This is a genomic window from Streptococcus thoraltensis DSM 12221 (assembly GCF_000380145.1).
In the GTDB taxonomy this organism is placed as follows: domain Bacteria; phylum Bacillota; class Bacilli; order Lactobacillales; family Streptococcaceae; genus Streptococcus; species Streptococcus thoraltensis.
The window spans coordinates 1-26,062 of record NZ_KB904592.1; the positions used below are offsets into that span (position 1 = coordinate 1).

25 protein-coding genes and 1 pseudogene are annotated in these 26,062 nt (G+C 38.5%); 2 read left to right on the forward strand and 24 right to left on the reverse strand.

Features of this window, described 5'->3' with window-relative positions; translation table 11 throughout:
• Positions 1 to 199 (forward strand): transposase (locus A3IA_RS0103950; protein ID WP_018380051.1); only part of this gene is annotated, 199 nt, incomplete at its 5' end.
• A gap of 117 nt (positions 200 to 316) precedes the next feature.
• Here the strand turns inward: A3IA_RS0103950 and pepC are convergent.
• The 17 genes from pepC to proB form a co-directional block, all read right to left on the reverse strand.
• Positions 317 to 1,654 (reverse strand): aminopeptidase C, encoded by a 1,338-nt coding sequence (gene pepC, locus A3IA_RS0103955; protein WP_018380052.1) that lies wholly within the window; start codon positions 1,652 to 1,654, stop codon positions 317 to 319.
• Positions 1,655 to 1,915: 261 nt separating this feature from the next.
• Complete coding sequence (gene nadE / locus A3IA_RS0103960) at positions 1,916 to 2,737, reverse strand: ammonia-dependent NAD(+) synthetase (protein WP_018380053.1); 822 nt, start codon at positions 2,735 to 2,737, stop codon at positions 1,916 to 1,918.
• On the reverse strand, positions 2,738 to 4,204 hold the full coding sequence (locus A3IA_RS0103965) for a nicotinate phosphoribosyltransferase (RefSeq protein ID WP_018380054.1): 1,467 nt from the start codon (positions 4,202 to 4,204) through the stop codon (positions 2,738 to 2,740).
• 360 nt (positions 4,205 to 4,564) lie between these two features.
• Positions 4,565 to 5,482 (reverse strand): thioredoxin-disulfide reductase, encoded by a 918-nt coding sequence (trxB, locus tag A3IA_RS0103975; RefSeq protein WP_018380056.1) that lies wholly within the window; start codon positions 5,480 to 5,482, stop codon positions 4,565 to 4,567.
• Positions 5,483 to 5,547: 65 nt separating this feature from the next.
• Positions 5,548 to 5,772, reverse strand: a complete 225-nt coding sequence (locus A3IA_RS0103980; protein WP_026217545.1) for a DUF4059 family protein — start codon at positions 5,770 to 5,772, stop codon at positions 5,548 to 5,550.
• 315 nt (positions 5,773 to 6,087) lie between these two features.
• Positions 6,088 to 6,831, reverse strand: coding sequence for an amino acid ABC transporter ATP-binding protein (locus tag A3IA_RS0103985; RefSeq protein WP_018380058.1), 744 nt, complete (start codon positions 6,829 to 6,831; stop codon positions 6,088 to 6,090).
• A complete protein-coding gene (locus tag A3IA_RS0103990) occupies positions 6,831 to 7,628 on the reverse strand; it encodes an amino acid ABC transporter permease (RefSeq protein WP_018380059.1) in 798 nt (265 codons plus the stop codon). Before A3IA_RS0103990 ends, A3IA_RS0103985 begins: the two co-directional genes overlap by 1 nt.
• Before the next feature lie 141 nt (positions 7,629 to 7,769).
• Positions 7,770 to 8,582, reverse strand: coding sequence for a transporter substrate-binding domain-containing protein (locus A3IA_RS0103995; RefSeq protein ID WP_018380060.1), 813 nt, complete (start codon positions 8,580 to 8,582; stop codon positions 7,770 to 7,772).
• Between the two features lie 165 nt (positions 8,583 to 8,747).
• A complete protein-coding gene (locus tag A3IA_RS12950) occupies positions 8,748 to 8,906 on the reverse strand; it encodes a hypothetical protein (RefSeq protein WP_156802395.1) in 159 nt (52 codons plus the stop codon).
• Between the two features lie 13 nt (positions 8,907 to 8,919).
• Entirely contained in the window at positions 8,920 to 10,263 is a 1,344-nt protein-coding gene (locus A3IA_RS0104000) for a DEAD/DEAH box helicase (RefSeq protein ID WP_018380061.1), read from the reverse strand.
• 67 nt (positions 10,264 to 10,330) lie between these two features.
• The gene (gene mraY / locus A3IA_RS0104005) at positions 10,331 to 11,341 is read right to left on the reverse strand and encodes a phospho-N-acetylmuramoyl-pentapeptide-transferase (protein WP_018380062.1); all 1,011 of its coding nucleotides are present in this window, start codon (positions 11,339 to 11,341) and stop codon (positions 10,331 to 10,333) included.
• Between the two features lies 1 nt (position 11,342).
• Positions 11,343 to 13,589 (reverse strand): penicillin-binding protein PBP2X, encoded by a 2,247-nt coding sequence (pbp2x, locus tag A3IA_RS0104010; protein ID WP_018380063.1) that lies wholly within the window; start codon positions 13,587 to 13,589, stop codon positions 11,343 to 11,345.
• A 2-nt stretch (positions 13,590 to 13,591) separates the two neighbouring features.
• Positions 13,592 to 13,915, reverse strand: coding sequence for a cell division protein FtsL (ftsL, locus tag A3IA_RS0104015; protein ID WP_018380064.1), 324 nt, complete (start codon positions 13,913 to 13,915; stop codon positions 13,592 to 13,594).
• Positions 13,916 to 13,917: 2 nt separating this feature from the next.
• Positions 13,918 to 14,868, reverse strand: coding sequence for a 16S rRNA (cytosine(1402)-N(4))-methyltransferase RsmH (gene rsmH, locus A3IA_RS0104020; protein ID WP_018380065.1), 951 nt, complete (start codon positions 14,866 to 14,868; stop codon positions 13,918 to 13,920).
• Positions 14,869 to 14,976: 108 nt separating this feature from the next.
• Positions 14,977 to 15,375 (reverse strand): hypothetical protein, encoded by a 399-nt coding sequence (locus A3IA_RS0104025; protein ID WP_018380066.1) that lies wholly within the window; start codon positions 15,373 to 15,375, stop codon positions 14,977 to 14,979.
• A gap of 20 nt (positions 15,376 to 15,395) precedes the next feature.
• Entirely contained in the window at positions 15,396 to 16,646 is a 1,251-nt protein-coding gene (locus A3IA_RS0104030; protein WP_018380067.1) for a glutamate-5-semialdehyde dehydrogenase, read from the reverse strand.
• A 9-nt stretch (positions 16,647 to 16,655) separates the two neighbouring features.
• Positions 16,656 to 17,459: a glutamate 5-kinase gene (gene proB, locus A3IA_RS0104035; protein WP_018380068.1), complete on the reverse strand. Its 804-nt coding sequence runs from the start codon at positions 17,457 to 17,459 to the stop codon at positions 16,656 to 16,658.
• Positions 17,460 to 17,496: 37 nt separating this feature from the next.
• Here proB and A3IA_RS12955 point away from each other — a divergent pair.
• Positions 17,497 to 17,625 (forward strand): annotated as a pseudogene (locus A3IA_RS12955) (transposase); the annotation flags it as partial.
• Between the two features lie 236 nt (positions 17,626 to 17,861).
• Here A3IA_RS12955 and A3IA_RS0104040 read toward each other — a convergent pair.
• The 7 genes from A3IA_RS0104040 to tkt all read right to left on the reverse strand — a co-directional run bounded on the left by A3IA_RS0104040 (position 17,862) and on the right by tkt (position 26,028).
• Positions 17,862 to 18,374, reverse strand: coding sequence for a hypothetical protein (locus A3IA_RS0104040; protein ID WP_156802396.1), 513 nt, complete (start codon positions 18,372 to 18,374; stop codon positions 17,862 to 17,864).
• A gap of 29 nt (positions 18,375 to 18,403) precedes the next feature.
• Positions 18,404 to 19,003, reverse strand: coding sequence for a hypothetical protein (locus A3IA_RS0104045; RefSeq protein ID WP_018380070.1), 600 nt, complete (start codon positions 19,001 to 19,003; stop codon positions 18,404 to 18,406).
• Positions 19,004 to 19,067: 64 nt separating this feature from the next.
• Positions 19,068 to 19,589 (reverse strand): hypothetical protein, encoded by a 522-nt coding sequence (locus A3IA_RS0104050; protein WP_018380071.1) that lies wholly within the window; start codon positions 19,587 to 19,589, stop codon positions 19,068 to 19,070.
• Complete coding sequence (locus tag A3IA_RS0104055; protein WP_018380072.1) at positions 19,586 to 19,897, reverse strand: hypothetical protein; 312 nt, start codon at positions 19,895 to 19,897, stop codon at positions 19,586 to 19,588. The genes A3IA_RS0104050 and A3IA_RS0104055 overlap by 4 nt, the downstream gene beginning before the upstream one ends.
• Positions 19,898 to 19,945: 48 nt before the next feature.
• On the reverse strand, positions 19,946 to 20,542 hold the full coding sequence (locus tag A3IA_RS0104060) for a hypothetical protein (protein ID WP_018380073.1): 597 nt from the start codon (positions 20,540 to 20,542) through the stop codon (positions 19,946 to 19,948).
• 2 nt (positions 20,543 to 20,544) lie between these two features.
• Complete coding sequence (locus A3IA_RS0104065) at positions 20,545 to 23,553, reverse strand: GbpC/Spa domain-containing protein (RefSeq protein ID WP_018380074.1); 3,009 nt, start codon at positions 23,551 to 23,553, stop codon at positions 20,545 to 20,547.
• Between the two features lie 489 nt (positions 23,554 to 24,042).
• The gene (gene tkt / locus A3IA_RS0104070) at positions 24,043 to 26,028 is read right to left on the reverse strand and encodes a transketolase (protein ID WP_018380075.1); all 1,986 of its coding nucleotides are present in this window, start codon (positions 26,026 to 26,028) and stop codon (positions 24,043 to 24,045) included.
• Positions 26,029 to 26,062 lie beyond the last annotated feature (34 nt).

Here is a 26,062-nt window from a genome sequence, read left to right on the forward strand (position 1 = left end):
GAGGTTTCAGGAAACATCCTATTTTAAAGAAAAGTCTAAACATCGCTACAAGATAGAAGCTAAAAATGCGGAGCTTAAACACAGACATGGTCTTGATGTGGCTAGGGCATCAGGTCTTTTCAACATGGAGTTGCAAGCCGCCACAACCATATTTGTGGTTAATATGAAAAGGATTGTGGCTCTAATAAATCAAAAATAAGGAAAAGCAAAGAGGAATCTCCCCAATTATGAGATAGATTCCTCTTTTTTCATTTCAGTCAAACTGTAGAACTTTGACTTTTTCAGTGGGCTCGCAAATGACTCAACCCTTATCTTATTATTTTGAAGCTAATGCCCCCATTGGATCCCAAGGTTTTAAAAGAATTGGTTCTGCTTCATATGCAGTCAACTCTTCAGCTTTTAATAAATCTTTACGAACAACGATTTGGTACGTGTACTCATCCATCCAGGCATCTGAGGCAACAAAGTAACCTTTATCGCCAACTTTATCTCCCCAAGAATTTTCAACCTTCCATTTGAGAGGCTGGCCATTCTCATCTAAATCAACACCTGTTAATACCATAGCATGCGTCATGAGACTTTCGCTATAGTCCAAACGACCAGCTTTATCTTGTGTTAAGGAAATATCCATACTTGATGTAAAATCATAAGTATTTGTTGCCATAATACCAGATTGACGGTTAGAAGATTGACCAACATCTGAACCAAACCAAACTGTTTCACCAGCTTGCATTTGAGCGATAGCCAACTCTTTAAAACGTTTCATGTCAAGATTGAGATAGCGAACGTCACGACTACCGACAACATTTCCCAAAAGTTCAACCGTGTAAGATTTACCAAAAGGCTTATCCTCTGTTGGCGCATTGATAATAGAAACGTAATCATCCAATTTCAAACCAACGTATTTTTCATAAAAGGCTTGAGGGGTAATTGCCTTGTCACTGTGGTAGTTATTGTCTTTATCACGATAGGCAAAGTCAAATGAACGTGGTGGTAAACCAAGATTGACAGCAAGAAAGTTAAAGACTTCTTCCAAGAGCTCTTCTTTCTTTGCCTGAACTGTGTCAGCTGCTGCACCCTTTGAGATGAGTTCTCTTAGGATTTGCGCATCTTGACGCAAGAGTTTATTTAGGTATTGATTAAGTTCACGGCTATTGCTTGAGCTGATTGACTCTGGATAAGCCGATTTGGGAACGACACCGTATTTCTCAAAAAGAGAGACAACCATATCCCACTGTCCACCGTCTTGTTGTGGCACATCTAAGAGAAATTTTACCTTTCGACTATCCAAGTCCTGATCTGCTGTCGCAATGATATTTTCAAGGAACCAGTTTGACTTTTCGTATTTATCCCAGAAAAAGGTATGGGCCTGTGATAATTCAAAGTTTTCTAGTTTGAAATCTGAAATGAGTTTGTGACGGAAAGTGTTAAGAGCTGCAAACATCCAACAACGACCAGAAGCCTTCTGGTTTGAAACCGCATCTTTGGTAAGATCTAACGAGAAAACATAATCATTCTCAACCGTACTCTGGCGTGTTTCAAGTGCCTTCAAAAGCCCGGCGTGCGTTACGGCATTTTCTACCGCTCTCAATTTGGGATTGGCTTGATAGCGCTCAAATAACTGTTCTGTAAAATTTTTCGTTAACTCAGACATTCTATTCCTCCTGAAATCATGTTACCAAACATTATACGCTTCCAAAAATATAATTCAAGAGAAAAAAGCCCCAATTCCTTTGAACTGAGACTTGAGGTCTTAAGTATACAATACTCATCACTTGGGTGCTTTACATAATTTGTAAACCTAGCTTTCTATTTTTCACTAGAAATTGGTCGTTTAATTTCCGTTGAATGCTTCTTTGGTTATAGACTATGATGTATTGATATCAGCATGTCACAAACGACATCATATCGCATGCTACTTCCAAAACTCATCAAATACTGTTATTGGTAAGTGACGTTTGTGCATGGTTTTTTTCCACCAGTTTTCAATTTTTTCTTGAGCATCTGCGGAGACTGTCTTGCCTTCGAGATAGTCATCAATGTCGTTATAGGTCACACCTAAAGCGACTTCATCAGCGATTCCTGGCTTATTTTCTTCCAAATCTGCTGTGGGAATTTTTTCATAAAGGGCTCTGTCTGCGCCTAGTTCTGCTAAGAGCTGTTTGCCTTGGCGCTTATTCAAACGAAAGAGTGGCAAGATGTCTGCTCCACCATCGCCAAACTTAGTGAAAAATCCAGTAATATTTTCAGCAGCATGATCCGTACCGATAACTGCGCCATTGTATTGTCCTGCCACAGCATACTGTGTAATCATACGTTGGCGAGCCTTGATGTTCCCCTTATTAAAATCCGATACTGCCACACCTGCCTTGGCTAATTCTGATACTTGAGCATCGACTGCTTCCTTGATGTTAATGGTTAGATTGACATCAGGCTCGATAAAAGCAAGCGCTTTTTGAGCGTCTGCTTCATCAGCCTGAACACCGTAGGGAAGACGAATAGCGATGAATTGATAGTCTTCACTTGTTTCAGCACGCAATTCTTCAATCGCTAATTGTGCCAAACGACCAGCCAATGTAGAATCTTGACCCCCTGAAATTCCTAAAACTAAGGTCTTCAAAAATGGGTGTTTTAAAAGGTAGGCTTTCAAAAAATCTACTGAACGGCGGATTTCTTCCTTAGCATCAATTTCTGGCTTAACGCCTAATTCCTTAATAATATTTGCTTGTAAGCTCACTTAGTTGTCTCCTTTAACTTGGGTAAAGGCTGCTTTACGAACACGATCAATAAGCGCCATTTTATTGTCCCAAACATCCTTAGCAAGGTCTACTGGGTATTCTTGTGGATTAAGGACACGTTTGTACTCGTCCCACAAGTCTTCAAGTTCTTTATGGGCATACTCTCTGATTTCTTCTAAACTTGGTAAATCATAAACTAATTGACCATCTTGGAAAATATCGGTCAGTAATGGTACAGCATTAAAGTTCTTAACCGTTTTTGAAATATAGGTGTAAACAGGATGGAACATATGGATTTCGTCCATTTCAGTCACATCAACATCTGCAAAAGTGATGTAATCCCCTTCTGACTTGCCTTTTTCACGGCTAGTAATGCGCCACACTTGTTTCTTACCCGGTGTAGAGACTTTTTCGGCATTATTGGAGAGCTTGATTGTATCAACCATCTCACCATTGTCATCTTCAATAGAAACAATCTTATAAACTGCGCCAAGAGCTGGTTGGTCATAGGCGGTAATGAGTTTTGTTCCAACTCCCCAGACATCAATCTTTGCCTTTTGCATTTTCAAGTTTAGGATGGTATTTTCATCCAAATCATTTGATGCGTAGATCTTAGCCTCCGTAAAACCAGCAGCATCCAGCTGTTTACGAACCTCTTTAGAAAGGTAAGCCATATCACCAGAATCCAAGCGAACCCCTTGGAAATTAATCTTATCGCCAAATTCTTTAGCAACCTTAATAGCTGCTGGAACACCAATTTTTAAGGTATCATATGTATCAACCAAGAAAACACAATTGCGGTGAGTTTGCGCATAGGCTTTAAAGGCATCATAATCATTACCATATGCTTGAACCATAGCGTGAGCATGAGTTCCTGAAACTGGGATTCCAAAAATCTTACCAGCACGCACATTTGAAGTGGCATCTGCACCGCCAATTACGGCTGCGCGTGTTCCCCAAATAGCCGCATCCATTTCTTGAGCACGGCGAGTTCCAAATTCAAGAAGAGGTTCATCTGCAATAACTCCCTTAATACGAGCTGCTTTTGTTGCAATCAATGTTTGGAAGTTAACAATATTCAAAAGAGCTGTCTCAACCAACTGACACTGCGCCAATGGTCCCTCTACTTGAACTAGTGGTTCATTGGCAAATACCAAGTCTCCTTCACGCGCTGACTTAACCGAAAGTTCTAATTTAAAATCTTTTAGGTAAGCTAAGAAATCTTCTGGATAACCTTCCTCACGAAGATAGGCAATATCTGTTTCTGTAAAGCGTAATTGTTTCAAGTAGGACACGATACGTTCCAAGCCTGCAAAAACAGCAAAGCCATTTTCAAAAGGTAACTTACGGAAGAAAAGCTCAAAAACAGCATGTTTATCGTGGATGCCTTGCTTGAAATAAACCTGCATCATATTGATCTGGTAGAGGTCTGTATGTAGTGTTAGACTATCATCGTTATAATTCATTTTCTTGTTTCCTTTGTTCTTGATCAAAGTCTTCTGTTACCTTTAATATCAAAAGTTCAGGACTTCTAACCTTGTTGACTATTATAGCACATACACTAGTTTTAGGAAATAATTGACACTTCATATTGTGAATATCATAACATTTTTTAAATAAGAAAGCTCTATAGTCAAATGAATGAGCTTTCAGACAAGGAACAAAAAAAGACGCCGAACAATACTTGAGTAGGGCAAGTTGAAAGCGACAAGGTATCAACCTTAATTCAAAAGTCTATATCATTTCTGTAGTGGGTAAGTTCCCATCGGAGATTATGGAGTCTTTTTGAATGTAGAAAAAGAGTCAAGACTGCCGTCCTGACTCTACTAGGCTTCATTTTCTACGATATATTGATAAACTTCCTGCCCCGCAATAGCACCATCGCCAACAGCTGTTGTAATTTGACGTAGGTGTTTTTGACGGATGTCTCCGATAGCAAAAATACCGGGAATGTTGGTTCTCATGTGATCATCCGTCACGACCCAGCCGTCTTGGTCTGTGATGCCCAAATCACGGAAGAAATCAGAGACAGGGTCAAGTCCAACATAGACAAAGACACCGCCGAACGCGTGGTTGCTAACTTCATTTGTTTTGACATTCTTGATGTCGACATTGGTAACTTTCGTATCGTTACCTTTAATCTCGCCAACGACTGAATCCCAAATGAAGGAAACTTTATCGTTAGCAAAAGCACGATCCTGTAAAATCTTCTGGGCACGCAATTCGTCACGACGATGCACAATTGTAACAGAATTAGCAAAACGTGTTAGAAATAACCCTTCTTCAATGGCTGAATCGCCACCTCCGACAACAAGTAAATCTTGGTTTCTGAAAAAAGCACCGTCACAAACAGCACAGTAAGAAACACCACGACTATTGTATTCATTTTCTCCAGCTACCCCAATTTGGCGATGCTTAGCCCCTGTCGCGATGATAACTGTTTTTGTTTCGTAGGACTCATCATCTGTGCGAACAATTTTGTAATCCCCCTTATCTTCGATACCAGTAACGATACCATAAAGGTTTTCAACACCAAGTTTTTCAAGAGGTTCAAACATTTTCATTGATAGTTCGGGACCACTGATTAGTTCAAAGCCTGGGTAATTCTCAACATCAGCTGTATTATTCATTTGTCCACCTGGGGCTCCCTGCTCCAAGGTTGCCACTTTCAGATTTGAACGGGCTGCATATAGTGCCGCAGTCATACCTGCAGGACCAGCTCCAATCACAATTGTATCGTACATGCTTTCTCCTTTTTAATCTACATTTGTAGTCAAATTTTAACAATTCTTCTCCTAATTAGCAATTATTAAGACTTAAGAACCAGTAACAAAGCCATAAATGCGAATGAAAAAATAGGAATTGTCAAAATGCAAATCATTAAGATGTCATAAAGAACTTCTTGTCGTTCTCTTGCAGTTTTATCTACTTTTTTATAGGCTCTACTCACCATGTAAGCCAGACCAGCTATAAATACAAATATGGTTGCCAGTAAGAGTCCTTGTAAATAAAATGAAACTAAAGTGTGTAACATGCGCCTACCTTCTCTGCCTTGAATCATGAATGGCTCTACCAATTTCTTATACTCTTTAAAAATCAAATTGAGACCTTGTTGACTTGATTTGATGAACGCCAATTGTCTCCTTATCAGCCTTGCTAGTCTGATTTTCATTGAATACTATAGTCTTTTGAATTAAGGTTGATACCTCATCACTTCCGACTTGCCCTACTAAAGTACTGTTCACGTCTTTTTCTGTTCTTTGGCTCAAAGTTAATGCATTTGACTATATTGATAATAATGCCAAAACAAACTCAGCCAGACTATCTAGCTGAGTTTTTCTCCATTATATCAAAGATATGATTTTTTGTAACTAGCGAAAAATTCTTTCGTACGGTCTTCCTTAGGATGGTGGATAACCTGCTCAGGCGTTCCTTGTTCTAAAATCTTTCCTTTCTCAAGAAAGAGAACCTTATCCGCTACTTGAGCGACAAAATTCATATCATGGCTCACCAGTACCATGGTCTGACCAGCCTTGGCAGCATCTGCGATTGATTTTTCAACTTCACCAACAAGTTCTGGGTCAAGAGCTGATGTCGGCTCATCAAGTAAGAGTACATCTGGTTTCATGGCTAAAGCACGAGCCAAGGCAACACGTTGTTTTTGCCCACCTGATAAGTGGCGAGGGTAGTGGTTTTCTCTATCTGAAAGACCCACCTTAGCCAATTCTTCTTTAGCAATTTTAGTCGCTTCAGCATCTGGCAATTGTTTAACAACTTTCAAACCCTCTTTAACATTTCCAAGAGCGGTACGGCGCTCAAAAAGATTAAACTGTTGGAAAACCATGGCTAATTTACGACGGAGGGTCAAAATTTCCTCAGTTGAGATTGTCTTAAAATCAACCTTGAAGCCATCAATGTCAATACTGCCTGAATCAGCTTTTTCAAGGTAATTCAGACTACGTAAAAAGGTGGATTTTCCTGCGCCTGAAGCACCAACAAGCGCTACTACTTCACCTTTTTGAATGTCTAAATCTAAACCATCAAGGACTTTTTGTCCTGAGAATTCTTTGGTTAAATGACGAATTGAAATCATTAGCGACCTCCCATTTCAAGTGATTCTTGTACTGCTTCTGGTGAAGAAATCGCCATACGTCTCTCAATGAAAAGTCCTAGATTTTCAATTAAGAAACTAATACCCCAGTAAATAAGTGATACGGAGATAAAGCGCTCAAAGTAACGATAATCACTACCACCAAGGATTTGCGCCTGAGCATACATCTCGACAATCCCAGCATTAAACGCAAGTGATGTCCCCTTAGTCAAGCCAATCAAACTGTTAATTAAGGTCGGTGTGGCAACTACAGCTGCATTAGGGATGATTACTCGACGATAAATTTGTCTATTTGTCATCCCCAAGCTTTTAGCTGCTTCAATCTCTCCAGAATTAACTGACTGAATAGCCGCACGAATCGTTTCACTGGCATAGGCCGCTTCATTAAAGGCAAAGGCAGTGATAGCGAATACTGATGCAGGAATGGCATTGATATTCATATCTAAGCCAGTTTTTTGGTTAATTGCCTTGAGTAAAAGCGGAATACCATAGTAACTAAGCATTAACTGAACCAAAATCGGTGTCCCACGCAAGAAACTCACAAAGAAAGCTTGGATAGGATAAATCACTTTCACACGATTGATTTTAACAACCGCAAATAAAAGGGCAAGGATAAGTCCAGCTACGGCACCTGCCAAGGTTAATCCAATCGTCAATGGGAGATGTTCTAAAATTGATGGAATGGCGTCAAAAACAGCTCGCCATGAAAAGAGTTTGCCAGCTGGTAATTTTTCCACAAAACTTTCATACCAACCCGCTGCTAAAATTAATGGTGTCATAATCTTTTCCTTTTAATCGATAACCTTCTATTTGTCCATTCTATCACTGACTATCCAGCCTGTAAAATAGGAGGTTTTAAAGAGGTGATAAGATTTACCTATCACCTCTTATCGTTTTTCTATCTCTACTCTTAGCGACTATTATTTGCTTTTCGTACTAAAATCACCGCCAAAGTATTTTTGACTGAGTTTGCTTAATGTTCCATTTTTTTGAAGCACTTTGATACGTTTATTGACAAATTTTTGCAAAGCTTTGCCTTCCTTATCTCTAGGAAATAGTAGAAATTCTAAACCGTCTTTATCTGTTCCTAACTTATCTTCGACATCTGTAACTGTCAAAGATAGTCCTTGATCTTTGATGACTGTTTTTAAGGAAATCGCATCGTAAATAAGAAAATCTACTTTACCATTCTCAATATTTTGCAGGCGCTGAGGCAAGGTAACTGTATTAGCTACGTATTTAATATCAATAGGTTTTTTATCGCTATGTTGTTTATTCCAATTTTCTAAAATTTGAGCATAATTTGCCCCTGCATAAACCTCAACAGATTTTCCTGAAACAGCGCTTAAAGAATCAAAATTTTCCCCATCTTTGGCAGCAATCGCATAATTTGACTTAGAAATTGGATCAGAAAAAAGGTATTTTTCTGCTCTCTCTTCGTTGTAATTAAAGTTATTGGCAGCCATTTGGTAGCGTCCTGCATCTAAACCCGTTAAGATTGATGAAAAAGGGATTGTTTTAAAGGTAACGTCATATTTTTTTGAGCCCTTGAAAATTGCCTCAACAACTTCAATGTCATATCCTTTGAATTTCCCTTTTTCTTTATAAGTGAAGGGTTTGGTATCAGAATCCGTGGGTACAGTCACAACCGTCTGCTTATCCGCATATGCCTTAGATGATAGCAGTAACACTCCCAAACTAACCACTAAAATAAGAGCCTTTTTCCACTTCATAAACTTCTCCTTTTTTTGAAAAAATATGAATTTAGTCTACCACCATTTTTGAAAACTGGCTAATAGCTATTTTGTATTAAGACTTATAAAAAATAAAAGTCTGCGAAACAATCAGAAAAAAACTGTATCAAAGTCCTGTTCGAAATGGTGACAACATTTAAAACTTTAATCATTTGAAATATGGCAGGGAGACGGATGATATTTAATTTTTAGCTGTTTTTCCAAGATTTCTGGAAGTTTTTTGTTTTTGACAATAAAGAAAAAGGTTGAAGAAAAAGTCCAGTTTGGACATCTTTCATCAACCTGAGCTGGATCAAAATCCAATTTTGCTTACTGATTAAAAGGTTTGTTTTCTAGCTTTACGATCAGCACGACCACGTGCTCTATTAGCAGCGCGACGTTCTTTTTTGCGTTTTTCATCAACAGCCCACTGAATTTTCTTCTTATAGCCTGGTTTCACTTTCTTCTTTTTCTTCTTAACCAAGCCAATCATCTCAGTGTCTAATTTCTGATAGGCTTTTTCGCGTTGATGACGGCGATCACGGTCATGGGTGTCTTGGATTTCACCATTTTTCAAGACTTTTGGTTCAAAAGCAATCCCCATTTTTTCCAACTCACGAATATCAGAATCGTCACTTGGCTGATAAAGCGTGATAGCTATTCCAGATAAGCCATTACGTCCCGTACGTCCTACACGGTGGACGAAAAAGGATAAATCTTGCGGAATAGCATCATTAATCACATGACTGACCCCTTCAATGTCGATACCTCGTGCAGCCAAATCTGTCGCAACGATATACTCGAAATCTAAGTTTTTCACTTGGTTCATGATACGTTTACGTTCACGAGGGGGAATACCGCCGTGGATTTTGGCAACCTTTAAGCCATTAGCTAGCAAATAAGAATGCAACTCATCCGCACGCTCTTTGGTATTGACGAAAATCATGGCTATGTAGGGGTTGATGACTTTTGATAAATTCAAAATTTGTGTGTTTTTATCTTTTCCTTTTGTTGAAATCAGCCAGTTATCAATCGTATCAGAGATAACTGTGCTTGTTTTGATTTGTTCCAGAACTGGATTGGTCAAGTATTTCTTAAGGAAAGGCTGTAATTTTTGGGGAATGGTTGCTGAGAAAACCAGCATTTGAACATTTTTAGAAAGACTGGCAGCAATCTTATCGACGGTATCAAGAAATCCCATGTCCATGGTCATATCGGCTTCATCAACGACAAAAGTGTGAGCCTTGTAAATTTCCAAGTCTCCGGATTTAATCAAGTCATAGACACGACCTGGCGTTCCGATAACAATATGTGGCTGTGCCGTTTTTAAACGTTCAATTTGACGCAGTTTATCCGTACCGCCCACATAGTTTACCACGCGAATTTCCTTCTCGGAATGTGCCGCAATTTGTTTAGTCGCTTGGTAAATTTGCGTAGCCAACTCGCGACTAGGTGCCGTAATAACCACTTGAACTTCTGACTTTTCTTCATCCAATTTTTCAAAAATGGGTAACAAGAAAGTATGAGTCTTACCTGAACCTGTTTTTGATTCTCCGACCAAATCACGACCTGAACGAACGATTGGAATTAACTTTTGTTGTACTGCTGTTGGTTCTTTAAATCCAATCTCATCTAAAGCTGATTGGATATACGTTTTAAAATTAAAATCTTTAAAGGACATAATGCCTCCTTTTCTTATGACTATTATAACATAATAAAAGCAAGGGAAAATCTCCCTTGCCCTGAGATTATAAATAAAGTAGTGCTAGTGTCAGCAAACTTGAAACAAAGGCTACCGACCACATAAAGCCATCAACCTTCCATTCGCTCCAACGCTCACCTTTTCCTGATAGACCACCTAACTCCAGATGGTGATGAAAAGGTGTCATTCGGAAAATGCGACGACCTTCACCATACTTTTTCTTAGTTATTTTAAAATAGGTCACTTGCAACATGACTGATGCCGTCTCAAAAACATAGACTAGGCCGATAAGTAAAAGTGTCCACTCTTGTCTAAGGGCAATGGAAATAGCTGCTAGCATGGCTCCAAGTGCTAATGAACCAACATCCCCCATGAAAACCTGAGCTGGTTTTTTATTGAAAACAAAGAAACCAAGAAGGGCACCAATCATTGATGTGATAATAAGCAAAATATCAAATTGTTTTTGAACAAAAGCAATGACACCATAAGTTGCCAAGCTGATAACAACAGAAATTGAAGCGAGACCGTCAATTCCGTCTGTTAGGTTGACTGCATTCGAAAAACCAACAACCCAAAAAATGACAAAGGCTACATAGAAAACGCCTAGAGGAAGTTCCCAACCTAAGATATTCAAACTTGTAATGCCACTTGGGCGAACGTGCACAAAATGAAAAAGCAAACCAGCAACAATCTGAAGAGTCATCTTTTGCCAAGGCGTTAGACCTTCATTGATTTGTTTAAAGATTTTCAAGAAATCATCCAAGAAACCAATGACACCATAGATTAGAACAACAGATAAAATACCAACTGTTGCCCCGATTGCTGCGCCTTGATTGATTTGGTTAATAAGTCCAAAAATAAGACTTACAAGAAGACTAACTGTTAAAAAAACAGTTCCTCCCATAGTTGGTGTGCCAGCTTTTGCTAGATGTTGCTTGACATCTTCGTGCATTTGCTGTCCACCAATTTTTTTCATCTGATAATAGCGAATAAAGAAGGGCATAGCGATAATCGTTAAGACAAAGCTTACGATACCGACTATTATACTGATTAACATGTTACTCTCCTAATGTAATTTTTATATTTTTCTTTTTCCCAAACGGTGTGCCGACATCCGTATTTTGTTTGACGACCTTTCCAGAGCCCTTAATCGTAATACTCAAGTCATTCCACTTGGCAAAGGCTTGGACATTGCGCTTGCTCCAACCATACATGTCTGGCATTTCTTCAACTTTTCCAGCTTGAACGAGGATTTGTTGATTGGCTTTTAGTTTCGTACCTTTTGTTACAGACATTTTGGTCACTTTCGCACCATCTCCAACGATGATTGGATGTACAAGGTTTTTACGCAAGGTATCAACTGCTTGTGAAGTTGATTTGCCAACAAAATCCGGAATTTCATAAGTTGTTTCACTGCGTTTTTCTTTGGCAGCTACTGAAGTGAGTAATTGATCCTGCATAGTCATGGCTTCTTGGAGAACTGGATTAAAAATAGTTCGCCACTCTAAACCTTCCCAACTGCCCGGTTGTTGTATGGTAACATACATGGTGAAGATTGGTTTTTCAGCAGGAATCATAGCCACTACGGATTGGATGTAATCTCGATCACCAGTGAGGTAACCAGAACCGTCATCCTTGGCAATCTGTGCGGTTCCGGATTTAACTGCGATAGATTCGTTACCGACCTGAATAATTGGCTCTCCGAGCCAGTTTGCATATAAGGTACCATAATAGGGTGTGGTTCCAACCGCAACCATATGTTCTCGAGTTTCCTTAGCAGCTTTTTTACTAACCGGTTTTCCAACAATCTCAGGCTTAGATACACGACTGGTACTGTCATTATGGTTAACCACTTGGCTGATAAATTGTGGCTCTAACATTTCACCGTCATTAGAAATCCCACTAAAGGCTCGTAACATTTGCGACTGTGTTACCGCAATCCCCTGACCAAAGGCACTGGTTGCGATATTAACACTATTATTAGAAATGACCCCAGCTGATTCAGATCCCATACCGAAGTAGGTCGGCTCACCAAATTTGAATCTTGTCAGGTAATCACGCCATTTGGCATTTCCCATCTTCTGCTCCAAGAGGGTCATCCCTACGTTACTTGAATAGGCGAATCCTTGAGCAAATGTCATCGTTTGAATGCCAGCTGTACCATTATTGACTGACCAGTCATTAACAACTATGCCAGATAGATTCAAGCCCGAGTTGGTGAAATACTGATTGGGTTTGAATTTTTTATCATCAATGGCTGACGCTAGGGTCATGACTTTCATGGTAGAACCAGGCTCATAATTGGTTTGATAGAGCATGTTTTGCCATGAGAAATTTTTGTCGTCAAGACCATCAAGTGTATCAGAATTGAAGCTTGGACGTTGCGTTGTCGCTAGGATTTCACCCGTTTGTGAATTGACAATGGTCGCGCTAGCAAATTTTCCCTTTGCTTCTGCTTGGAAAGCATCCATCTGAGTTTCTAAGTAAGTTTGTAAAGGAGCTGATAAGGTGGTGTAGACATCACGTCCATCAGCGGCTTTTTTGACAACATGTTGTGTTCCAAGAAGGATGTTACCGTTACGGTCTTTTTCATATTCAACGGTGCCGTCTTTACCAGATAAAACATCGTCCAAAGAAGCTTCAACCCCGGTAACTCCAGACAGAATGGTTGAGCCATCTTTTTCTACATGAGGTTGTGCCAGACCGATAAATTGTGAGGCAAACACACCATTTGGATACATCCGGCTAGTGCTTGTGTCGAAAGAAATGCCCTTAATTTTTTCTTTTTCGATGGCATCCTTTAAAGCACTCATCTTACTGTAGCTGAGATTGGAGCCTTTAGTACCAAATGAAACTTGAGTTAGTTTCTGTTGTTTGAGTTGACTGATGACATATTTTTTTTTCATCCCCAGCTGATTGCTAAATATTTCAGCAACTTTATCAAACTGGGAAGGCTGTACATACAGTTTTTCTTGATCAGCATTGACATACGTTTTATCAATTATGGCATAAACACTATAGGTCGTTGAATTTTCCGCAATGACGTTACCATTGCGGTCGAAAATACTGCCTCGTCTTGCCTGCAAGGTTGATCTGGTATTGTAGACAGCTTTGGCGCCTTCTGACAAATCGACTCCAAATTTACTGTCTGTGCCAACAATAACGGCAAAGTTGATGACAAAGACAAAAAAGATGAACACTGTAAGGATCATCAAGTTTTGGCCAGCATAGCGCCTATTCTCTTCTGGGTGTTCTTTTCTAATCTTGACAACATAGTCAAGAAAGAGCTTTCGAAGTTTACTCATTCCTACTCCACATTTTGAATATTGTCATTTTGAATGGTTAGACCAGCTTTTTTGGCAATTTCAGAAATACGATCATAACGGCTCAATTCATTAACTTCTTGCTTAGCATCATTTAAGTCTGTTTGAGCATCGTTAATTTCAACATTCCAATGATTGATTTCTTGTTGCACCTGCATATTACGACTTTGCAAATAGATAATGCTAATGGCCATAAAAATTGCTGTAATCACGATGGCTCCATAAAAAGCCTTTTCGATACGTGTAAACGTACGAATCCTTTTTTGCAGGGCTTGCGTAAGCACCTCGCGTTTGCTTTCGTTTGGCATATTTATTTCCTAACTTTTTTTGCCACTCGCAACTTGGCTGAGTGGGCACGATTATTAGCTTCTAATTCTTCTTGACTGGGTAAAATCGGCTTGCGGTTAACCAGCTCCATTTTAGGTTGCAAGTCATCTGGGATAAATGGTAAACCTTTTGGTACTTCCACTGTTGAGGCTTCTTTAAAGAGTTGTTTCGCTAGGCGATCCTCCAAAGAATGAAAGGTAATCACAGAGATTCGTCCATCGACAGCTAGTAAATCGATGGCTTCTTGGATAGAATCATCAGCTGCGCCTAATTCATCGTTGACCTCAATACGGATGGCTTGGAAAATCTGTTTAGCCGGATGACCTTTTTTCTTTAGCTCTTTAACTGGTTTAGCAGATTTAATCAGCTCTGCTAACTCGGTTGTTGTCTCAATAGGCTTGACTTGACGCGCCTGTTCAATTTTACGAGCAATCTGTTTAGAGAATTTATCCTCACCATACTTAAAGAAGATACGCACTAAGTCATGATAATCATAGGTGTTTACAACATCATATGCACTTAGCTCTGCCTGACGGTTCATTCGCATATCAAGGGGAGCATCCTGCTTGTAAGAAAAACCACGCTCACGCTCATCTAATTGGGGGCTTGAGACGCCCAAATCATACAAAATCCCATCAATCTCGGTCACCCCTAGTTGCCCCAGGTTAGACTTCAAATGACGGAAATTATCTTTGATGAAGGTAACCATTCCCTTGTCAATATAGTCTTTTAGTTTTACTTGGGCATTATCAATAGCTGTCTGATCCTGATCAAAACAGTAGAGGTGCCCTTTCTCGTTTAATTGGGATAAAAGATAGGACGAGTGTCCTGCGCCACCTAGGGTCGCATCCACATATATTCCGTCTGGCTTGATATTAAGCATATCAACAGTTTCGTGCAAAAGCACTGTTACATGATGAAAGTCTTTAGTCATAACGTTTATTATATCATAAATGAATCTTGCTTGCCTTAAATGTGCAGACTGCGTGAAATCGCTAGGTTTTCAATAGAGAATTCTAGTTTCCAGTAGTTTCTTCTTGAACTAGGAAAGTCTATCCAACAAGTCCCTAACTTCTTCTTTCAAAGAACTTATCTGTTCAGAAACTGCCGATATTTCCTTTCCAACTTTCCAATCGGTAAAGAAATTGTCTGCCCAAACATCCCAAAACCTATCGCTTTTTGAATCAGAAATATCAGTAATCAAGCCAAGTTCAACATCAGTGAGTTTTTCTTGAGCTATTTGTTTTAACTGATTTAATCCTTCTAATTTCTGATTAAATTTAGTGATTTTATCCCGTTTGACAGCGCTCATAAAAGCATTTCCAACAAACAAGTCCACAAGATTCCAATCATCGAGATTTTCGAGTTCACTTTGACAATCTTCAATCGCGCTTAATAAATTTCTTAAAGCTTCTTTGGCTTCGTCTTTCTGATTATTCATAAAATCTCCTCTAGAATAATTTATTCTCTAATTTGACCCTGCCCATTGATGTAGAATTTTGTTGAGGTTAAGGCTTCTAGCCCCATTGGCCCACGTGCATGCATTTTTTGTGTCGAAATCCCAATTTCAGCACCCAATCCAAAAACAAAACCATCTGTAAAGCGGGTTGAAGCATTGACATAGACAGCTGCTGCATCAATACTATCTTGGAATTGTTCTGCTCTGCTAATATCCTGGGTCACAATAGCCTCTGAGTGATGGGTTGTGTAACGGTTTATCCAGTCCAGCGCCTCTTCAAAATGATTAACCACTTTAATCGACATGATGTAATCTAGAAACTCTGTCGCAAAATCTGCTTCTGTCGCTTCTACAGGATTTTTCAAATAGGGCATTGCAGCTGCATCTGCTCTAAATTCAACGCTTTGTTTACCAGCTAATGCTGCTTCTAACTTTGGTAAAAAGTCTGCAGCTACGGAGCGATGGACAACAAGGCTTTCCGCCGCATTACAAACGCTTGGTCGCGAGGTTTTAGCATTGATTACGATTTTAGTCGCCATATCTAAATCAGCATACTTATCCACATAGATATGAACATTGCCGACTCCTGTTTCAATAACTGGAACCTTGGCTTTTTCTTTAACCGTTTGGATAAGACGTGCGCCACCACGTGGAATGAGAACATCAACGTAATCAGTCGCCACCATCAATTCTTCTGCCACGGCATGCGTGGTGTCTTCTACTAGCTGGACAAAGTTGGGATTGTAACCTGCATCCTGGATAACCTGACGTGCCACCTGAATAAGAGCTTTATTAGAGTTTATAGCATCCTTACCACCACGCAAAATAATAGCATTGTTGGTCTTTAGAGCTAGGCTAAAGGCATCGATGGAGACATTAGGGCGACTTTCAAAAATCATGGCAAGCACCCCAAGCGGAACTCGTTTTTGAACGATTTTCAAACCGTCTAAGTTAGTATAACCACGCACAACTTGTCCGACAGGATCCAACAAATCTGCCACTTGCCCTACGCCTTCTGCAATGGTATTGATGCGTTCTTCTGTTAGACGCAGACGATCGACCATGACGGCTGAAATCCCATGGTCCGCTGCAGCTGCTACGTCTTTGGCATTGGCTTCCAAAATCATTTCCTTGGAGGTTACCAAAGCATCAGCCAGAGCTACGAGCAGTTGATTTTTATCAACAGTTGACAAAGATGCTAAATCACGACTAGCTATTTTTGCTTGTTTTCCAAGTGTTTCAATTATTGACATAAGCTTTTCCTACTTTTCTTGTTTAAAGAGGGTACCGATGATTTGACCATCGAGTACTCTGAGAATATCTCTTGGGTTTTCGCCATTCATCAAGACCATGGCACCATCATGGTCAAACATCATTTGTGCTGACTGGATTTTACTGAGCATACCGCCAGTTCCAAACTTGGAACCAGCACCTCCAGCTGATTGTAAAATTTCTTCAGTAATCTCAGTCACATTTGTTCTTAGAACGGCATCATCATAAATGGTTGGATTTTTATCAAAAAGACCGTCGATGTCTGATAACATGATCAGTAAATCTGCTTTGACAATCTCTGCCACGACAGCTGACAAGCGGTCGTTATCACCAAACTTAGTGGCATGATCCATTTCATCAACGCTGACAGCATCATTTTCATTGACGATAGGGATAATTCCCAGATTTAGAAGGCTCTCAAAGGCATTGGTTACATTCTCCAAGCTTTCGGGAAATTCAACCACATCGCGCGTCAACAGAATTTGAGACACATTGGTTTGATAATGGGAGAAAATCTGAGCGTAGAGACTCATCATCGCTACCTGACCAACACTTGAGACAGCCTGTTGTTTTGACAATTCTTGTGGGCGTCTATCCATGTCAAGAAGGTTTAAGCCAAAGCCCATGGCACCGGATGACACCAAGACGACTTCTAATTCCTTATTGCGGAGACTGGCAATGACAAAAGCCAGTTGATCAATTTTTTCTAAATTTATTTTTCCGTTTGGCAGAACTAAAGAACTCGTTCCTATTTTGATAACCAAACGTTTTACCTTACTAAATTCTCGCTTCATAGGCAAATTATACCATTATCGATAAAATACTTCACTATCAAACCTTATCAAAATCATTAAACGTAATGCCTTTGGAGTTCGCAACTTTGATAACTTTAAAACGAGAATTCTTATTGCTTTGAACATCAAAAAGGAGAGAAACAAATTGATTCTCTCCAGATGTTAGCTTTTCATCTACCCACTACAGTTGACAATGAGCCTAAATAAGAAGAGTTAGAAAAGCCACCAACCCTTCTTTTATTCCATAAACCATGCTTAACAAATTCAATTAAACTTATTCCCACTTCTATTACAATGGACTTTTTAAGATAACCCCACTGCAAATGGCTTACCTATAAAGATTTTAAAATCATACTATTTGGTTAACTTTCATAAGTTTGTCAGTATTAGATGATGTGTCAACTAGTCAAACCGCTTCTCATACCGCCAATTAAAGAGCCACTGTAAATTAATCGTCGGTTTGGGCTGTCTCTTGATAAAAGGTTCCAAAAATGAATCAATATCTCTCCATACTTCATCAACATTGACAGAACTAAATTCTTTTTCATTAGGTTTAGTAAATGTTCCTTTATCCGTTCCAATGCCAGTGAACTTATGACTGGCTGATGAAAAAAAATACGTTTTTTCTTTTTTACTCCTATAAACAATAGAATCCGAAAACCTTTGCAAATACTCTTTTTTAGAATAAATAATAGGTGATTCATAGGTATCATAAGAATAGCCAATACCCTTTGGCTTCTCTAGAAAATCAAGTTCCTCTAAGATAAGAAAAGGGACTGGATGTTTGTCTTTGGCATGGGGCATACGCTGGGCATAGTAAACCGTATACTTAGCCAGGTTTTCTTCCACAAAAATAGTTCCAACCATATAGACTACTGACAGCACAATCAGAATAATAAATAGTTTCTTTTTCATAAAATCCATATTTGTTTCAATATTTTATATCAATATTCCAACAACTCTGTCGAGCTAATCTGTTCCATCTCATCAAATTGACTTTGATAAATCATATTAAACAGCCACTGTAAGTTAACCTTAGGTTTTACTTGATACTTAATAATAGGACTCAATACTTGGTGTATCAGATAATTAGAGTCTTTTTGGGTTTTATCTGATGTATTATCCTCCCAAGTTTCTCGTTTTTTATCCCATTTGCGTGTATTACTTGAAAATACAAAATTACCTGTCCGTGACGAATAAGAATACTCATTTGAATTAGTAGTGGTATTATCCAAAGAATATCGTAGTGTGATTATTCTTTTGTCTCTGAACTCATAATCATATTCTACAATATAACCATCATTTTTTATTAAAGTGTTATTCCCATCTAGATTAACACGCAGTCCTTTGCCTTTTGGAATACGAATTTGGTCTAAATATTTGATAGTCATCACTAATTCCGGATTAGTGCCTTTGGCATGAGGCATATGATGGGCATAATAGACTGAATGACTAGCTATATTAAACCATAAGTAAATAAATAGAACTAGCGAACAAGATAATAAAACAATCGTAGAAATAATGATTGTGGTCATTTTCGTCATTACTATCGTCTCCTTTAAATATTTGACTATTATCCCCACAATTCATAAAGCTGCTTAACTTAAATTAATCAAACCGCTTCTCATACCGCCAATTAAAGAGCCACTGTAAATTAATCGTCGGTTTCGGCTGTCTCTTGATAAAAGGTTCCAAAAATGAATCAATATCTCTCCATACTTCAGCAACATTGACAGATCTAAATTCTTTTTCATTAGGATCCGTAAAATTACCATTTTCAGTTCCAACACCAGTAAATTTATGAGTGTCTGATGAAAAATTGTATCTGTTCCCATCAACACTTCTATATTTAATAGAATCTGAAAACATTTGCAAATACTCTTTATCAGAGTAAATAATGTGCGATTCATATAGATCATAAGAATAACCAATATTTTTTGGTTTTTCTAAGAAATAGAGTTCCTCTAAAACAAGAAAGGGGAGAGGATGTTTGTCTTTGGCATGGGGCATTCGCTGAGCATAATAAACCGTATACTTAGCTAGGTTCTCCTCCACAAAAATAGTCCCAACCATGTATAATAATGTCAATGATACCAATACAAGCCAAATTTTCAATAATTTTTTTATCATTTACGTTTTCTCCTCCTAGACATACGTTTCTGGGGTCTTGAGACTTTAGGAATAACCCTTCTAAGCACACTGGTCGCTCTTATCATAGAACGTTTAACCGCTCTTCTAATAATGGGGGATAGCCTTCTAGTTGGCTTGGTTTTGGGTTTATATGCAGGCCTATATTTTTTCTTACTTGCTCTAGACTTTGATTTATTTACTTTAGGGAAAATCTTCTGTAGAAATTTCTTATTAACTTGTCTTCTTTTCTCTTGTAATTTTTTATGTTTTAAATCTTGCTTCTTTCGATGATTATTAACCTTAATCAATATTTTCTTCCCTTTTTTGACAAGTCTTTTTCCAGTAAACTACATCGTTTAATAGCGTAACAATTCTGTAGAACTAATATTCTCCGTCTCATCAAATTGACCTTGGTAAATCATATTAAATAACCACTGTAAGTTAACCTTAGGTTTTACTTGATACTTAATAATAGGGGGCAATACTTGATTTAGCAAATAATCAGATTCTTCTGTTGTTTTTTTAGACGTACTATCCAACCATGTCTCTTGTTTCTTATCCCATTTATCAGTATTTCTTGAAAATACAAAATTACCTGTTCGTGATGAATAAGAATACTCATTTGAATTAGTAGTGGTATTATCCAAAGAATATCGTAGTGTGAGTATTCTTTTGTCTTTGAACTCATAATCATATTCTACAATATAACCATACTTTTTTATTAGAGTGTTATTCCCATCTAGATTAAGACGTATTCCTTCATCTTTTGGAATACGAATTTGGTCTAAATATTTGATAGTCATCACTAATTCCGGATTAGTACCTTTGGCACGGGGCATATGATGGGCATAATAGACTGAATGACTAGCTATATTAAACCATAAGTAAATAAAGGATGATAATAAAATAATCGGAAACGAAATCACTGAAAAGATTATTGGTTTGGTTGTCATAATTAATGTCGCCTCCTTTTAGTTGAACGACGAGGAAAACTATTCCTCTTTCTTGTTGGTGGAAAAATTTTATGGTAAACCTTTTTAGCTAGCTGAAGTGGTCTGGCAACTCTATTTATGTAAATATTTTTAGCTATTGTTTTAGGTTTTATTTTACTTACACTGCGATAAAACTTTTTAGCTAGCTGAAGCGGTCTGGCAACTCTATTTATATAAATGTTTTTAGCTATTGTTTTAGGTTTTATTTTACTCACACTGCGATAAACCTTTTTAGCTAGCTGAAGCGGTCTGGCAACTCTATTTATATAAATATTTTTAGCTATTGTTTTAGGACTAAATTTTTTCGTTAATGTTGTTATTTTCCTCTGAAAAGCTTTTTTAGTAGTGATGGCTTTGTTTTTGAGTGGCTTAATAATATTTTTCTTAATCATTGTTTGAGAAGCTTTTTTAAACTTATCAATTTTTCTATCAAATAGCATTGTATCTATTCGATGAATATTTTTAGGAATATTTTTTAACGTTCCTTTTTTTAGAGAATAAGCCAAGAGTCCAATTGTTCCAGCTGAAGCAATTGTGTACAATAGTTCTACACCTAATCTTAATTGACTCGTTTTCTTTGATTTATCAAAAACTTCTTTAAAAAGTTTTTGGCGTTGCTGTGTTAAATCTTGGCTGTAATAAGCTATTAAACGCTTATCCATTGACATATCTTTATATTTGGGATGGCGAGATAGAATCATAATATCCATATCTGTGTAAACATCGGAAACTGGCATGTCTGTAAATAAATCTCCAACAAACGAATTTTGTTGTAATACACTATTCTCACGCATAAAGAGATCAGGTACTATAACCGGTATATTACCCACCATAATCACTTTACCTGTTGAGATTGTTTTGATAACTTCTTTTGTAAAACCTTTAAAACCTGGTTGTCTTTCATAGGATGCTAAAGTAGTTGCTAAATGAGCGAAGTCAATTTTTCCTTTATTTTCATCGTGAGCCTTATTTATTTGGTTAATTGCACTTTTCTGTATTGATTTATTACTAATTCTAATCGGCTTTCCAAAATAATTAAAAAAATTTTGAAGAGTATCATTATAATAAGTTTTATCTGCAATCGCTTGAGCAATTTCTCTATTTTGTGCTAACTTATCACCTTTGTATTTTCGTCTTGCGACCTCTCCTAGAGAATTAATGTATTTAATAACTGTATTATCATTTTTCTGACTATTTCCAACACCTGTATTATAGTTAAACCATTCTTCAGCAGTTTCAGGTTTATTAGATTGATTTTTTTCATTAGAGTTTGCACGTTGGTTACCAACACCAGACTTAACTTTCGTGAATTTATAGACTATCTTAGGCGAAAGTTTCTTAAGATAGTTTAACGTAGATGGCGTTGGAGTCACTGCACTCAACGTATAATACACTGGTATTGGCTTAGGTCGGTAAGCAACTGTATTAGCTTTTACAACCGATACAGACTTCGGAACTCTAATCGTTGGTTTCTTTGAGCTCGATTTTACTGGCTTTACTGGTTTTGCTGGTTTAGGAACACTTACTTTGACTTGATGGTAAAAAATAATCGGTCTGTGTGGTGGCGTCGGTTTTGAAACAAGCGTTGGAACAACAGGTTTCATCACCACTTCAGGAGCTGTAGGCGCTTTTGGTGGTGTTAAAAGTCCTCCACTTACTTTCACATCCGAGCTAAAGGCAAACCAATTGGCATAGCCCTTTGAATTTCCAAAATGGAAACGAATACGATCTGTTGATTTCCCAACAATAGCTCCAATATAGGCATTGGGATTATCTTTGTCATCCCACTCCCCAACAACATCTATCTGCTCAGTGCTTGTAAAGTTAGCTGCTCGACCATTTTGAACCGTTATCGTTGAACCATTGATTGGGATGAACTGTCCGTTATAATCACCGGCATATTCTCCCTCTCCGTTTAGAGAATTCAAGCTGGCAAAACTGGTTAAAGCATAATTATCTGGCGTTGGAATCAGCTCTTTCCCGTTGATGTCAAAGAATTGTACCGTCATTTCCATATCAAAAGCAGATTTTGTTTGCTTGTCTTTGTTATAGATATGAGTGAGAGATGTGACTGTTGGATCACTCAAAGCTTGAAAAACAACCGTTCCAGAATAATGGGTTGTTGAAATAAGTTTGTAAGTGTACCTTACTTTTTTAATAGCATAACCTGAAAAACTAGAGTTTTTCAAATCAGAATAATCCACCACTACGGAGTCACCAACTGCAAGTAATACACTATTGTCCTTATGACGACTGGTTAGAGTCACTAATTTAGGACTCCCTAGAATCGTTCCTGGATCAATCCAACCCACTTGATGTTTAACAGCTTTATGTAATTGTTCATCAGAGAGAACTTTACCTGTAATGGTTTGAATAGCGTCTGGCTCTAGTTTAAAAATGAGATTTTGCGCCAAGACTTCTGGTAAATAACCCCTCTTTGTCGTATTCCCCTGCGCCTCAGCATAAGCCATATCATAGCTAGCCTTTTCAAGATTATAAACTTTCAGCTTTTGGTCATAAATGGCTTTTTCTTTTTGATAAGCTTGATAAGTTACTAAGTCTTTTTGAAACTGAGACTGCTTAGTTAGATAATCCTTATAATTCTGATCATCCTTATGATATTGAGCTTTTTCAGCTTGATATCGTTTCGTAACAGCCTCAACTGTGCCAACTTGTGATTGGTAATCCTGAGCTTGTTCACTCGCACTTGTCACTGTTTCTGTCGGAGCTTCAACAAGAAGAATCCCTTCTTTTTGAGCCTTTGTCAAACTACTGTCCAACTGACTATCGCCACTAGTAGTCATAGGCAAACTAGGGTTCCGGCTGTCATTAGCAACAGCTTCAGTTGAAACCAGTGATGAAGCTGAACTAGGTATGGTATCCGCTAAAACTTGTGTTTGTGTGCACACAAAAAGAGCGGAGCTAAAAAGAACCCCACTCACGATACGCAGTTTTTGATTTCTTTGTTCCATTTGGATTCCCTATATTTTCTGTTCGATAAAAAAATATTACCATACACAGCTACCACAGGCAACATAATTGTCAAAAAATTTTAAAAAAGTTTAGGTTACTCATTTTAAATGCTAACTTAATAAAAAACCAACTCAAACCTGACAAAAAGCATGACAAAAAATCTTGATTGATTAGTTTTTCAATATATCTCAAACAACGCAATATTAGGTAACCTTAGTTTTACTTCATAAAGTAGAAAAATGATGCTAATACTCAATGAAAATTAAAAGCAGACTGGAGCAAACTGGGCAACGCCGATACAGATAGAACTAAAGTCCATCAAATCACGTCAATAAGGTCTACTTTTGATTTTTGAAGAGTATTAAAAACCATCGTCAACAGACAATGGTTACAGAAAGTTAGTTTTTGATTTTGGATGAATATAGATTTTAATCATTAGAATAGTTTGGACATCAAAAAAGCCTCACAACGTGAGACTTTTTGCGTCATTACAGTGATTTATACAATTGAGAAGCATTTTCGACGGTAAAGCCGTATTCTTCAAAGATTTTATTTCCTGGAGCGGATGTTCCCCATGTATCAATAGTAAGGGTTGCACCGTTCAATCCTGTATAGCGTTCCCAGCCAAAGCTTGCTGCTGCTTCGATAGCAAGACGTTTAGTTACTGAGCTTGGAAGGACTTCTTCTTTGTATTCTACTGGTTGAGCATCAAAGAGGTTTTGAGATGGCATGGAAACCACGCGAACATGAAGACCTTCTTCAGCTAGAGAGGCTTGTGTGTCAAGAGCCAATTTCACTTCAGAACCTGTTGCGATAATAATACCATCAAGGTCACCTTTTGCTTCTGAAAGAATATAAGCACCTTTGTTAAGTCCTTCTTCAGCCAATTCTGCTGTTCCTTCAAGAACTGGAAGGTTTTGACGTGTTAGGACAAGCATGGTTGGTGTTTTAGTTTCACGAAGAGCACGTTTCCAAGCTGCATTGACCTCGTTACCGTCAGCTGGACGAATAACGTTGAGATTTGGCATTGAACGAACACTTGCTAATTGCTCAATTGGCTCGTGAGTTGGTCCATCTTCCCCAACAGCAACTGAATCATGAGTCATGACATAGACAGTTGGTAATTCTGCTAGAGCCGCCATACGAACAGCTGGGAGAAGGTAATTTGAGAAGACGAAGAATGTTCCGCCATAAATACGGCTACCACCATGAAGAGCAACGCCATTCATCGCTGCAGCCATGGCAAATTCACGAACACCAAACCAGATGTTACGCCCTTTGTAATTGTCTGCTTGGAAGTCAGTCTCCGCTTTAGCCATAGTGTTATTTGAACCAGAAAGGTCCGCAGAACCACCCCAGAAGTATGACACTTGTTCTGAAATTTGTTGGATAGCTGCTTGACTTGTTACACGGCTGGCAGAACTTTGACCAACTTCGTGGGCGTCAAGTTCCACTTCAACTGGTTTCAATTCGAAGGCTGCCTTATAATCCGCTGCTAATTCAGGGTATTCAGCTTCGTATTTTGCAAAGAGTTCGTTCCAAGCTGCTTCTGCTTTTTCACCACGCGTTTGTAGCCCTGTTGCAAATCGTTCAGCCACTTCTTCAGGCACGGTAAAGGCTGGATAGTCAAAACCATAAACCTCTTTAGCGTGAGCAACACCTTCATCACCTAGAGGTGCACCATGCACAGCAGATGTTCCTTGGTTCTTAGCGCCGTAACCGATGACTGTCTTAATTTCGATAATAGTTGGTTTATCTGACTCAGCTTTTGCTTCTTCGATAGCCTTAGCAATGGCTGCCAAATCATTACCATCTTCAACAAAAAGATGTTGCCAGCCATAAGCCTCAAAGCGAGCTTTAACATCTTCTGTGAAAGCCATTGAAGTTGGCCCATCAAGTGAGATGTCATTTGAATCATAAAGGAGTACCAATTTACCCAATTTCAAATGTCCAGCAAGACTGGCTGCTTCTTGAGAAACCCCTTCCATCAAATCACCATCACCATTGAGAGCGAAAGTATAGTGGTCAACAATATTAAAATCAGGTTTATTATATTTGGCAGCCAAGTGCGCTTCAGCCATTGCCATACCAACAGCATTCGCAATTCCTTGACCAAGTGGTCCTGTTGTTGCTTCTACGCCATCAGTGTGGTTCACTTCGGGATGACCCGGTGTTTTTGAGCCAAATTGACGGAAGTTTTTAATATCTTCCATAGAGACATCATAACCTGACAAGTGAAGTAGGCTGTAAATCAAGGCGCTACCATGCCCAGCAGATAGGACAAAACGGTCGCGGTTAGTCCATGAACGGCTTGTTTTTGGATTAATATTCAAAAACTTATTCCAAAGAACGTAAGCCATTGGTGCTGCACCCATAGGTAGTCCGGGGTGACCTGAATTGGCTTTTTGGATCATATCCATTGAAAGTGAGCGGATAGTATTTACCGCTAGTTGATCAACTGCATCAAAAGTCATAATTCCTCCTTTATGACAAGAAATGGTTTCAGCC